The following is a 12,940-nucleotide window of genomic DNA, read 5'->3' on the forward strand; positions in this document are numbered from 1 at the left end:
TTCCTTGGAGTTTTGTGTCGATCCCGCGACGTTGGATGAACTATTCAAGTTTGCCAGACACGATGGCATTATCTGAAGCCTAGGTTTCTCGGACGCTTTAGCTCCGCGAGATGGGTGTCGAGGTGCGCGCGCGTCGCATCGTTGCCTGGCCTGGGATGGATTTAGCAAGTGCGACGAATCCCGGCGAATTCATCGCTACCCGACGTACAGCGTCAAAAAAGGCTTTCAGGCGATTGTTTTCGACGGAAGAGCGATGGGTATACAAGATCACTTCGCCTTGGATGCTCGCGCCTTTTGGCTCTACGTTGACAAGTGATCCGTCTGCTACTTCCTTTTCAAACATAGGAACCGGAGCGAACGCAGATACATTTCGATTTTTGAGGACCCTATGTATCAAATCTATATTGTTTGCGTAGATAAGTTTTCGCGGAAGTTTCAAATTTGCTTCGTCGAAAATTCTGACAACATCTAAAAATGCTTTGCTTTCTCGGGGAGGAACAAGCCAACTGTTGTCAGAAAGATCTTCTAATCGCACTGATTTAATGCCATCGAGATCTTCGGGGCGTACGAATAGGCCGATCTCGTATGAGCAAACGGACTCGCCCTTTAAATCGCTTGGGATTTTTCCGCTCAACGCTGGGCCCAGAACGACCTCAATCTCTCGCCGGGCCAAACGCCCGAGTAAATCATCGAATCCACCGTCAACAACTTCGAACGTTAGATTGGCCCTCTCTCCCAAAAGGTCGAGTGCGTCAGGTAGGAGGGCGCTGGAGGCGAGAGATGTCGCGCCGCATCGAATTCGGGTTTGGTGATCCAGTGCAATTTGATCGAGTAGTGTGCCCAGTTTCATCACGCTGTCGTGAATCTGATTCAGGTGAGCCGAGATTTCGTTGAAAGCCGAGGTTGGAATCACGCCGCTGGCAGATCTGATCAGCAATTCCATCTGAAGGTCGGTTTCCAGTTCACGGACGCGGCGCGTGAGCGCCGGTTGCGACAGGAACAAGGACGTCGCGGCACGATTGAAGCTACCCGCAACCACAATTGCCCGCACTTTGAGCAGTTCACTCACGCGGTGTAACAGGCGCCCATAGGACATGTTTGCACTCCAACAGGTTCTGCCGTTGCCCGGCGCGACAGCGGTTATCCATAAATGGATAGCAGAGTCCAGTATAATCATTGGCCAGCGTTATGCTGAGCGGGCAAATTCCCCCGTGATAACCAGAGAGCGAGGCGTCCGGCACAAGATGTCCTCGCTAAAATGGTCTACGGAGAGGGAATACAATCGTGAGGAAATTTGCGTCTATTTTGCTCGCTTCTGCCGCTGCTGGCGCGGTTGCGACTTCAGCATCCGCACAGGTCAACGGCGCACCCGCCCAAGCCCAATCGAGCTCATCGGAGACCCAGCCCAATCCCGATCAGCTCGCTGACATTGTGGTGACGGCGACCCGTCGAGTTGAACGCCTTCAGGATGTTCCCGTATCCGTCGCGGCCGTCGGGGGGGACGCACTTCAGAGCAGCGGCTCTGCAAAGGTTCAGGACCTCAGTTCATTTGTGCCGTCGCTGCGTTTCGCTGAGACGGCTACCGGCCAAATGGTGAACATCCGCGGCGTCGGCAGCGGCAGTGGGAACGCAGCATTCGAGCAGTCGGTGGCAACGTTTGTCGATGGAATCTACTATAGCCGCAGCGTTCTGACAAAATCCGTATTTCTGGACACGGACCGGGTAGAAGTTGTGCGGGGCCCTCAGCCCCTCTTTGCCGGGCAGAATGCAATTGCCGGTGCGATCAACATCATTAACCGCAAGCCCGGCAATACCTGGAATGGCTACGTTCTGGGGAGCTACGGCTCGTCGAAGGAAGGGTCCATCGAAGGTGCCTTTGGCGGGCCACTCACTGACACGTTCGGCGTAAGGGCTGCGGCGCGATATTACAAACTGGGGCAGAATCAGCCTGACGCTGTAACGGGTCGGCAGAATGGCATCACTCGGGACATCGCCGCCCGGTTGATCGCCGAATGGAAGCCAATTGAAAATATCACCGCAACGCTCAAGTACGAACATCAGGACGTGCGTGGCACGGGCTTGGCGAGCGAGACAGTTGGCTGCGATCTAAACCCGCAGACGTCCGGCGCCGCCCTGTCTCCCCCATACGCCGCTGCCGGACCATACACCGGGCGTCCTGCTCCGTGCACCGTTCAAGCTCTTGCTGGTCTTGGCAATTTTGCCCTTGATCGAGTTACGGAAAATGCTGGCACCCTCGATTATGTTGCACTCATCAATCAGATCAATGCTGCCCATGTCGGGCAGCCTGGGTATCCGCTGAGCTCAGGTGCGATCCGCGCAGGTCTAAATAAGCTCCCAGTTTATAACAACAATGACCGTAAGTTTTATTCCAACATCGTTGCCGGAACTCTCGATGCGGATCTGGGCGGAGTCTCGCTGACCTCCACTACGGGCTATATCGCCTACAAGGCAGATTTCTGGGCGGACATCGATGGGACTTCGATCGCATTCTTTCAGGATCACCGGCCAGAAAGCTTTACACAGTTTAGTCAGGAGTTGCGGTTGGCGTCCCGGGGAACATCGTCATTCCGGTGGATGATTGGTGCATATTATCAGAAGAACCACCTCGATACGACGGATGAACTCTTTTTGCCCCTTGGTACCAGTCCTGGGGCAAATCTGGACGAACATGCACGTTCGTTGGGGGCTTTTGCGTCATTATCTTACAATCTGACGGATCAGCTGACCGTCAACGCCGGTGCCCGTTATACCGATCTTCGCAAGCGGGCTGTATTGTCCAATAGCGTGGCTACCCTTGGGGTCGGCGATACGGCGTTCGGGCCGCGAACCCCGGGCAATGTCAACCTTCCGCTTGCTTTCGATGACAGCGACTTCAATCCTGAAGTCGGGCTCCAGTGGAAGCAGGGCGACGTGATGCTGTACGGCCGCTATGCTCAGGCATTCAAGGGCGGGGGCTTTGTTTTTGGCGCGCCCCTTGGCGCTTTCCCGCCTCCGCGGACAATCTTCGCTTCGGAAAAGGCTCGGACCTTTGAATTGGGTGCGAAGACCCAGCTGTTCAACCGCCGACTGACCGCCAACCTGACCTTGTTCACCACCGACGTCACAAACCTTCAGGTTAGCGTATTTGATCCGAATTCGGGATCGTTCGTCACAAGCAATGCGGCGGCGGCTCGCAACCGTGGCATCGAACTTGATGGTCGAGTGCTATTGGCCCGCAATTTCATCGTCGGCTTCGGCGCTTCGTTACTCGATGCAACGTATCGTAACTATGCCGGTGCATCCTGCTATGCCCTTCAAGGCAAGCAATTCACCCAGCAGACTGGCCAGCCCGCAGGTCTTTGCACGCAGGATCTGTCGGGCAGGCGCATCCCGTTCGCATCTCCGTGGTCGGTTTCGCTGACCCCAGACCTCAAAATCGATCTCGCCGAGGGCTGGCAGGCCACGCTGGGTGGGACGCTCTTTGTTAGCGGGCCTTACAACATCAACGCCAACCTTGATCCATTCTTCAGGAACGATACCTACGCAACGGTCGATATGCGCCTTGGTATCGGGCCCTCGAACGGCCGCTGGACCGTTACGGGATACGTCAACAACCTCACCAACAAGAGGGTGCTGAACTTCTCCGCAAACAGTCTTTTCAATCGGTCAAACGACGCCAACACGCGTGACGGGATCCCGGTCGTGTCCAACCGGGAACGCAGTTATGGCGTCCAGGCTCGTCTGACCTTCTAATTGAGCGGAGCGCTGCGCGTGAATAACAGTGAGAGCATTGAAGCACGCTTCGTAACCTTGGAGCGTCAACTTGATCGCCTACGGGCATACCAAGAGATACAGAGTGTGATGGCTCGCTATGAGGTCATTCACACGCCCGCGCAGATAAATCGATCGTCCGAAGTCTTCGCGATGACGCGAGATGACGTGTCCGTTGAGATTTCGGACTGGGGGGTATGGCGGGGGCCAGAGGCACTCCGCCACCTCTTCGAAGAAGTGATGAATGTTCCCCGCAAGGGTACGGTGACGGAGCATCATCTGACTACCCCAATGATCGAGGTGGCCGGTGATGGTCAAACCGCCAAGGCGGTGTTCTGGTCTCCTGGCTTTGAAATCCTGCCCACCATAGGGGACCAAGCAGCAGGTGACCCGCGCGACAATGAAATCCGCACTTATTGGGCATGGGGTAAGTATGCCGCAGATTTCATAAGGGAAAGCGGCAAATGGAAAATCTGGCACCTGAAATGGTTCCGACTGCTTCGAACTGACTATTACAAGAGTCCAGTTGATGCCTACCGCGAAGTCATGACCGGAGCACCAAACCGTTCTGACTTCCCCGGGGTGGAGCCGCCGACGTTTCATCATCCATACAGCGCTGACGATGAGCGAACTCCTGTTCCTGTCAATCCGGAACCTTATGAGTCCTACCAGGGGGAATTCGACTGGTGGTTCGGTGAGTGGAAGGACCGCCTTGGCTACGTTCCGCCACAATACTGACATATCTGTAAAAAGGTGGGGCTGATTGAATCGGAGTTCGGCGTCGGGGCCGCTTTGTAGCGGTTGGCCGCTGGGTGTCGTGCGTATGTCGTAAGTTGGTAGGGAGCCTTTATGAAGCCGATAATCAAGGCGCTGTGTGCCACATTGGTAGCCACCACGTCATCTGTATCCCTAGCCGCCCCTCAGGCGCCAGCGAGGCAGCAGCCCAATATCGTCGTTATCGTTGCCGATGACTTGGGTTTCTCAGATCTTGGGGCATTCGGCGGCGAAATACGTACGCCGAACCTCGACGCCCTTGCTCGGCGTGGCCTGCGTTTGACGAACTTCCACGCTGCGCCGACCTGTTCGCCGACACGGTCTATGTTGCTTTCTGGTACGGACAATCACACCGCCGGAGTGGGGGCGATGGCCGAAACCCGGGTGTTGAGCGGAGATCCCAATTTCCCCTCCGGGTGGGGCTATGAAGGTGTTCTCACAAACCGGGTCGCCACCTTGGCGGAGCGGTTGCGGGCAGGTGGATATTTCACCACAATGGCCGGAAAATGGCACCTGGGGGTTAAGCCCCCTCAAGATCCGCATGCCCGGGGTTTTGATACTAGCTTTGCCTTACTACAGGGGGGCGGAAATCATTTCGGTGGTGGCAAAGGGCCTGAAGATGACCCGAGCTCGCGGGCCAACTACACGGAGAACGGCGTTGAGGTCGGCACTCCTGCCAATTTTTATTCGTCGAACACTTACACCTCCAAGCTGCTCGCGCAGCTAGCTGCCCGCCCGCGTAACAAGCCCTTTTTTGCCTATTTGACCTACACCGCGCCCCACTCGCCTTTGCAGGCGCTGCCGGAAGACATTGCGCGCTACAAAGGCAAGTATGACGGCGGGTGGGCGGCTTTACGTCGTCAGCGGTTGGAAAGAATGAAGGCGCTGGGAATTGTCGCTAAAAATACCATTCCGGCGCCACTGGCTGATGACGAGGAGTGGAACAAGCTGACGCCGGAGCAGAAGAAGATTGAATCACGAAAGATGGAAATTTACGCCGCGATGGTGGATCGCATGGACCAAAATGTTGGTCGATTGATCGCTAATCTGAAAAAAGATGGCGCCTACAAAAATACGCTATTCTTTTTCCTTTCGGACAATGGTCCTGCGGGTGAAGGTCCTGAGCTTTTTGCGAATCTTCCGGTCATGGCAAATTTCATCGCTTCTAGTGACAACAGTTACGCATCGATGGGTTCGAGGAAATCGATGATTTTCTACGGAAAGAACTGGGCTCAGGCGGGTTCGGCACCCTATCGGCTTTATAAAAATACCACCGCCGAAGGTGGAACCCGCGTTGCGGCGTTTGTCACCGCGCCGACCTTGCTCAAGCGTCGCGGGTTTGGTCGGGCCTTTGCGACTGTTATGGACGTCGTACCTACCATGCTCCAACTAGCGTCGATCAAGACAAGCAATGTCGTAGAAAATCACGCTGTAGCGCCGATCAGGGGCAAGTCCATGTTGCCCTATTTCGACAACAAGGCGCCGCGAGTGCACTCTGCCGACGAGACGATCTCATTCGAGTTGCATGGCCAGCGCGCGGTCTGGCAGGGCAGCTGGAAGTTGCTCCGGCTGCAACCCCCTTTGGGTAACGCAACCTGGGCACTCTACAACCTGGACCTCGATCCTGCGGAACAAAGGGATCTGTCGGGCCAATACCCCGAACGGGCGACGTTGATGGCAAAAGCCTGGGAAGCTTATGCGCGCGAAGCTCAAGTTGCCCACTAAGGGTGGATGGCGAGCACCAGACAACACACTGGCACCGTTATGTGAAGCTGAAGGAACGCATTATATGGGGCAGGAATCGCCCGCTGCCGCTGAAGATCGCGAATCGCCTGCTCGATTGCTAACCATATGGGCTGCCGTAGCTCTGCTTTTCGCACTCTATGTTGTGGCAGTGGTTGATCGTCTTCTGGTTTCGGTTCTGCTGACGCCCATAAAGGCAGCTTTCACGCTAACTGACTTTTCGGCTGGTCTATTACTGGGGCCTGCTTTTGGAATTTTCTACGGGGTAATGGCATTCCCCATGGGATGGATCGCTGATCGGTTCGGCCGCCGCCTCGTCCTGTTTGTCGCTGTTGCGATATGGTCGCTGGCCTCACTTGCATCAGCGCTGGTTACGACCGTCGCGGGGCTGATTGTGGCGCGCTGTGTCGTGGCCATTGCAGAGGCGGCACTCTCCCCGGCTGCTTTCGCATTAATTGGTGCCATGTTCCCACCCCGGAAGGCCGCTTTTCCGATGGCCGTCTACGCCACCGGAAGCTCGTTGGGCTTCGGCCTTGCCTTGCTGATGGGCGGACACCTCGGAGTCATCGGCACAGTAGAGGTTCCCCTGATTGGTATCCTGCACCGCTGGCAGGCGGGTTTCATATCGACAGCCGTGATCGGGCTCGTAATTAGTCCGCTAATTTTCCTTCTGCCCGGAGGGGGGCAATCGTCCGAGCAATTGGCAGAGGCCCGCCGCGTTAAGCTGAAACCGTTTCTCGCGCAGAATTTGCGGCGAATCGTAGGTCTGCTGGTGTTGTTTGGGATTATGGCGATCGTGGGTGTGTCACTCCAGTTATGGTCAGCGCCCCATGCTCAACGAATGTTCGGCGCTAGCGCTGCTGCACCAATGGCGATCATGGGTACTGTCGCGGCTGTGGCGGGTAGCTTTGTAACGGGGCGGGGGGCAGTGCTGCTACGCCAGCGTGGTTCTGCGAACGCTTATGTGCTGATTTCGCTCTTCGTTACGGTCTTGGCGTTACCCGTTTCCGCATTGGGATTTCTTTCCTCGTCGCAAGCAATTTTCGTCGGAACGTTTGCTTTCACCATGCTGCTGTTCGCACCATTCATTGGTTACGCCGCGGCGGCGTTCAACGAGTTCACTCCCGAACCCTTGAGGGCACGAGTGGGCGCCATCTTTTTCACAATGATTGCGATGGCGGGGTCAGTGGTCGGGCCTCCGCTCGTAGGCGCGTTGTCAGAGGGATTTGGCGGAGCTCAACATCTTGGCGAAGCCATGGCAACGGTTAATGTCGTGGCCTGCATCCTGATAGCGGCAACTGCACTGATCATCATGCGAGCGAAGCCGGGGAGCGGAACGTGAGTACGAGCGGCTATTCGCGCAGGGGGGCAATATTCACGCTTTCGGCAGCCACCGCGCTGGGGCCTGGTCTTTCCCGGGCACAGACATCTTGCGAGGCGTACAACACTATGCATCCGGAGAATGCGCGTAAGATGACTCTAGAGCCGGAACTCGCCATTGTAGACCCTCATCATCATTTTATCGGCGAACCTGCGCATCGGTACATGTTCGACCATTTCGTCAGCGATGTGAGCTCGGGGCACAACGTTGTCGGCAGCGTCCATGTTGAGGCGGGGACCGGATACAAGGGTACTGGGCCGGTAGAATTGCGCCCGGTGGGCGAGACAGAATTTGTCAATGGCATGGCCGCACTCAGTGCCAGCGGCAATTTCGGGCCAAAGGGCCTTTGCTGTGGGATTGTAGGATACGCCGACCTCAGACTCGGGGCGCACGTTGTTCCGGTGCTTGAAGCGCACATTGCAGCTGGGGGCGGACGGTTCCGCGCAGTGCGCGACTCTACGGTTTGGAGCGATGATCCCGCACTGCCGCCCGTTCGAGGACCCTATCCTGCGTCCGATCTTATGCTTCAGGACGACTACCAGGCTGGAGTAATGGAACTGGGCCGACTTGGCCTTGCTTACGAAGCGTGGCTGTTCCAGCATCAGCTTCCTCAATTGGCTGCATTAGCTGCGAAGGCAGGGTCGACTCGCATCATTCTTGACCATGGCGGCGGACCGGTTGGGGTAGGTCGTAATGCGCGCGATCGACCGGCTGCGTTTCGGCAATGGCAGGACGAATTGCGCAAGCTTGCGCAATTCGACAACATTTACCTCAAAGTGGGCGGCTTCGGAATGCCTCAGGTGGGGTTATTTGAGCCGCAACAACCTGGCACCGATGCGGCCGGCATTGCGGAACGCGAGCGTCACCACATAGAAAGCTGTGTTGAAATATTCACGCCGGAACGGTGTATGTTTGAAAGTAATTTTCCGATCGAGAGCATAACGTCTCGCTCATACCATGATATTTGGAATGCATTCAAGATTGTGACAACAAATTGGACTGAACATGAGAAGTCAAGACTTTTTAGTCGTACCGCAAACGAGGTGTACGAGCTTGGCTTATTTTAAGGAAGAGGGGTTTCAACTTTTAATTTTGGGCTATCGGCTTTTCGTCAAATAAATTGTTAAAATTGGCTGCGTAGCTGAATAGCGCACTGTCACCTATCCTGGCTTGCGGCCACTACCTCTACCTACTACCAAGTTAGTCTAAGTTGCCTTGCATCGGAACTGCTTAACTGAGATTTATGAACGCTAATTCCGACCGCACGGAGCCCATAGTCTGATACGTGTCTGAGATTTCCCAGACACGTATACAGCATGTTTATCTGTCACCCGAACGCGCCAGCGTCCGCATATACACGACTGGATGAAGTCTCATCGTCAGACCGTACGGGGAAGAACGCGAGGGAAGATATCGCTGTCCATCGGAGCACCTTCCTCACTGGGCGCGAGCGGCAACAATGAGGCAAACTTTTCACCGCGCAAGAAATTTCCTGGTCGGTCGTTGAAGAATGCATCGTCCCCAGTCCACCGGGTGGCGAGCGCCCTGCGCCGATTCGAGCCGGAGGCGTTGCCTGGAGCGCCGTGAAGCGTACGGGCATGATGGACAAACACATCGCCGGGTTGAAGCACACCCGTTACAAACTCGTATTGTTCCGGAAACGCGTCGATGTCCGGTGCCTCGTCCATATGCGCGGTCGAATCGTCAACGGCGCGCCGTTCTAGGCCAAAAGATCTCGGGCGGAACGATTTTCCCCATAGGTGCGAGCCCTTTACATAGGTGACGGCGCCGTTGTGGGGCGTTGCCAAGTCGAAAGGAACCCAGATCGAAACGATCTGCCACCCGTCAACGCACCAATATGGCAGATCCTGATGCCAAGGCGTCTTGGCGCTCGTCCCAGGCTCCTTGACGAGCAATTGATCGTAAAAGAAGTTGACCTTCGACGAACGCATCATCACGGCCGCGATCTCGGCGAGATTTGAGTTCAAGATAAAATCTCGGAATACTGGATCGCGACGCCAAACGAAGAAATCACCGTAGAAGCGTCCTGGACCGTCGTCGGACATCTCCGCGGAGAAATTGCTTCCTTGAGCGAGGACTGCATCGATGGCATCTCGCATTTTATCGATCCAGCTTTGCTCGATGACGTTGCGGAGAATTACAGCACCGTCACGTTCCAAAGCATCGACCTTGTGCTCCAGCTGGAGTCTCAGATTGTCCAGGTTAAACATTACCTTATCCTCCATCATATTTGGGTTCTGTCTGCGCCCTTCAACGCCAACATTTGTCTCGCTTCATCAGCAGTTGCTGGTTCCAACCCCATTTCTCCGATGATTCGAACAATTTTTCTGACCTGCTCCGCATTGGACGAGGCCAGCTTGCCCCGCCCGATGAACAGGCTGTCCTCCAGCCCGACGCGGACATTGCCGCCCAGTTGCGCGGCCATGGTGCAGACCGGCATCTGGTATTTCCCCGCGCCCAGAACGGACCAGACGTAGTCCTTGCCGAACAGCCGGTCCGCCGTGCGCTTCATGAACATCACATTGTCCAGATCGCCGCCAATGCCGCCAAGAATGCCGAAGATCGACTGGATGAAGAATGGCGGCTTGGCCACGCCCTTGTCGACGAAATAGGCCAGGTTGTAGAGGTGGCCGATATCGTAGCATTCATGTTCGAACCGGGTGCCGTGATCGCTGAGCAGTTCGTAGTTGCGGCGAATGTCGGCAAAGGTGTTGCGGAAGATGAACTTTTCCGAATCGAGGATGTACTGGTCCTCCCAGGCAAACTTCCATTCCTTCACCTTGCGGCCCATGTCGTGGAAGGAAAAGTTCATCGACCCCATGTTGAGCGAGCACATCTCGGGCGAAAAGGTCAGCGCGCCGGCCAGCCGGTCTTCAGGCGTCATGTCCGGGCTGCCGCCGGTGGTAAGGTTGATCACCGCATCGGTGCCCTGCTTGATGATCGGCAGGAACTGGCGATAGACATCGGGGCTGCCGGTCGGCGCGCCGGTTTCGGGGTCGCGGGCGTGAATGTGCAGGATCGCCGCGCCAGCCTCGGCTGCCTCGATCGCCTGAGAGGCAAGGTCGGCAGGCTTGTAGGGCAGCGCATCGGACAGGGTCGGCGTGTGGATGCCGCCCGTGATCGCACAGGTGATGATGACTTTATTGGCCATGATTGCCGCTCCAGCGGGTTTCCCGAAGGAAAAGGGTAAGGACGAAGGCCGCCGCCATTGCGCCAAGCGGTAGCCAGAGGATGTGGTTTATGCCGAACCGGTCGGCGACTTGCCCCGCGACAATGGGAGCAAGGCCGCCGCCGAACAGTTCGCCGCAAGCGATGACCATGCCGGTTGCCGTCGCCATCAGGCGCGGCGGGACGGTTTCGGCGCAGATCGGTCCAACGGTCAGCGTGATGCAGGCGTTGTTGAACAGATGGACCGCGCCAAGCCACAAAAACAAACTGGTGACCGAGCCATCGGACTGCGACAGCATCCACAGCGAACCTGCGACCCCAAGGGTGGAACCGATCATCACCGGCTTGCGCCCGGTAAGGTCCGACAAGGTGGGCAGGGCAAGGGTTCCCACCGTGGAGCCAAGGCCGATTGCCGCCATGACGCCGCCCATTTGCGCTTCGCTCAGATGGTGGAAGTCCACCAGATAGCTCGGCATCAGGGCGCTGGTGGTAATGAGGCAGGTCAACCAGCACAGCATCAGAGCCATCAGCAGGCGGACATTGCGATGCCGCAAGACCTCACGCCAATCGGCCCAGGAGTTGCGTTCCTGATCCGGCGCGGCCGCATCGGGGAGCAGCTTCCACACCGCAAGGGTTAGGAGCAGGCCGGGGACGGAGAACACGACGAAGATCCAGCGCCAGCCCATGTGCGGCAACAGCAGCCCGACGAGAAAGGGCGCCAGGGCCAGCCCGCACAGCGGCAGCATCATCTGCTGGATCCCGATGTTGAGCCCGTGACGCCGCGGCGGCGATGCTTCGAGCGTGGCCGAGATGCTGGGCGGGGTGAAGGCTCCATCGGCCATGCCCATAACAATGCGGACCAGCACCAGCCCCATCAGGCCCGTGGCGAGCCCGCTCGCCCCGATCAGGAGCGAGAACATCAGCAATGCGCCGGTCAGCACCTTGCGCCGGCCAATCCGGTCGGACAGGTTGCCCATGACCAGCGCTGCCACGCCCCATGCCAACGCAAGCGCGCCCGCTATGGTGCCAATGTCGCCATAGCCGAGGTGCAGTTCGCGCGCGATAGTGGGGAACAGCGGCGAGATGAGGAAACGGTCGATGCCGACAAGGCCGAAGCCCAGCGCCATCAGCGCAACCACCTGAACTTCGCCCGAGCGGCTCGCCGCAGTCATGCCCTGCCGCCCTTGCGCGCAGCCACCAGATGGTTGACCAGCCGGGCCCGGAGCGCGGCCTGATCCGCTTCGGACCAGACCTGGAACCCCGCGCCCGACTTGAAGCCAAGGCGGCCGTCCTCGATCAGGGTGTCGAGCAGCGGATTGGGGCCGCTGTCCCGATTGAGTTCGGGAATGATGGTGCGGTGGATGTCACGCGTCAGGTCCAGGCCGACCAGATCGGCATTTTCCAGCGGGCCGAGCACGGCAAGGCGCAGGCCGAACGAGTTCTTGACGCAATCGTCCACGGTGCGCGCATCGCAGATGCCGTCAGCCACCATCGCGATCGCCTCGCGCCACAGGGCGTGCTGAAGCCGGTTGGCTACGAAGCCTGCGACGTCCTTCTTCACATGGGCCGGCTTCTTGCCGACGCTGGCGAGGAGATCCATCGTGATCGCCACGGTCTCGTCGGACGTTTCGGCGCCCTGGATCACCTCTACCAGCGGGATCAGCACCGCAGGGTTCCACCAGTGCGTGCCGACAATGCGGTGCGCGGTTGGCAAGCCTGTAGCGATGGAGCCGATGGGCATGACCGAACTGTTGCTGGCAAGGATCGCGTCGGGCCGGGCGTGTTCGACCAGCCGGGCAAAGATCGCGCGCTTCAGTTCGAGCTTTTCGGGCACGGCTTCGGTCACGAATGCGGCTGCGGCCACAGCTTCCGCAAGGTCGTCCGTGGCCATGACGAGGTCTGCCGCGCCGGGATGGTCGCCCACCTGGGACAGTCCTTCGCGCACCCGCTCCACCACCGTGGCGCGGACTTCGGCAAAGGGTTCATAGACCGAGACCGGGTGACCGGCAGCGGCAAAGACCTGCGCGATACCCGCACCCATCAGGCCGCCGCCGAGGACCGCTATGGATTGCCTCGTCATGG

The 12,940-nt window shown here is 57.7% G+C and carries 10 protein-coding genes; 5 read left to right on the forward strand and 5 right to left on the reverse strand.

Translation table 11 applies throughout. The features are described from left to right. Window positions 1-97 precede the first annotated feature (97 nt). A complete protein-coding gene (locus H7F51_RS09140) occupies window positions 98-1,096 on the reverse strand; it encodes a LysR family transcriptional regulator (RefSeq protein WP_185663951.1) in 999 nt (332 codons plus the stop codon). 188 nt (window positions 1,097-1,284) lie between these two features. Here H7F51_RS09140 and H7F51_RS09145 point away from each other — a divergent pair, with 188 nt between their 5' ends. The 5 genes from H7F51_RS09145 (at window position 1,285) to H7F51_RS09165 (ending at window position 8,736) form a co-directional block, all read left to right on the forward strand. After that, window positions 1,285-3,753: a TonB-dependent receptor domain-containing protein gene (locus tag H7F51_RS09145; RefSeq protein ID WP_185663952.1), complete on the forward strand. Its 2,469-nt coding sequence runs from the start codon at window positions 1,285-1,287 to the stop codon at window positions 3,751-3,753. A gap of 18 nt (window positions 3,754-3,771) precedes the next feature. Continuing rightward, window positions 3,772-4,509 carry a nuclear transport factor 2 family protein gene (locus H7F51_RS09150; protein WP_343061260.1) on the forward strand — a complete coding sequence of 246 codons (738 nt, stop codon included), beginning with the start codon at window positions 3,772-3,774 and terminating at the stop codon, window positions 4,507-4,509. Between the two features lie 111 nt (window positions 4,510-4,620). Further along, window positions 4,621-6,270 carry an arylsulfatase gene (locus tag H7F51_RS09155; protein ID WP_185663954.1) on the forward strand — a complete coding sequence of 550 codons (1,650 nt, stop codon included), beginning with the start codon at window positions 4,621-4,623 and terminating at the stop codon, window positions 6,268-6,270. A gap of 64 nt (window positions 6,271-6,334) precedes the next feature. Next, on the forward strand, window positions 6,335-7,630 hold the full coding sequence (locus tag H7F51_RS09160; RefSeq protein WP_185663955.1) for an MFS transporter: 1,296 nt from the start codon (window positions 6,335-6,337) through the stop codon (window positions 7,628-7,630). Between the two features lie 131 nt (window positions 7,631-7,761). Further along, entirely contained in the window at window positions 7,762-8,736 is a 975-nt protein-coding gene (locus H7F51_RS09165) for an amidohydrolase family protein (protein WP_185663956.1), read from the forward strand. A gap of 312 nt (window positions 8,737-9,048) precedes the next feature. On the opposite strand, the gene H7F51_RS09170 is transcribed toward H7F51_RS09165, so the two are convergent. The 4 genes from H7F51_RS09170 to H7F51_RS09185 are packed head-to-tail and all read right to left on the reverse strand — an operon-like array spanning window position 9,049 to window position 12,938. Next, the gene (locus H7F51_RS09170; RefSeq protein ID WP_185663957.1) at window positions 9,049-9,900 is read right to left on the reverse strand and encodes a phytanoyl-CoA dioxygenase family protein; all 852 of its coding nucleotides are present in this window, start codon (window positions 9,898-9,900) and stop codon (window positions 9,049-9,051) included. A gap of 14 nt (window positions 9,901-9,914) precedes the next feature. Then, window positions 9,915-10,841, reverse strand: a complete 927-nt coding sequence (gene kce / locus H7F51_RS09175) for a 3,5-dioxohexanoate:acetyl-CoA acetone transferase (RefSeq protein WP_185663958.1) — start codon at window positions 10,839-10,841, stop codon at window positions 9,915-9,917. Continuing rightward, a complete protein-coding gene (locus H7F51_RS09180; protein ID WP_185663959.1) occupies window positions 10,831-12,030 on the reverse strand; it encodes an MFS transporter in 1,200 nt (399 codons plus the stop codon). The genes kce and H7F51_RS09180 overlap by 11 nt, the downstream gene beginning before the upstream one ends. Beyond that, complete coding sequence (locus H7F51_RS09185) at window positions 12,027-12,938, reverse strand: 3-hydroxyacyl-CoA dehydrogenase family protein (protein ID WP_185663960.1); 912 nt, start codon at window positions 12,936-12,938, stop codon at window positions 12,027-12,029. Before H7F51_RS09185 ends, H7F51_RS09180 begins: the two co-directional genes overlap by 4 nt. Window positions 12,939-12,940: the final 2 nt, after the last annotated feature.

The organism is Novosphingobium flavum (assembly GCF_014230315.1).
Lineage (GTDB): Bacteria > Pseudomonadota > Alphaproteobacteria > Sphingomonadales > Sphingomonadaceae > Novosphingobium > Novosphingobium flavum.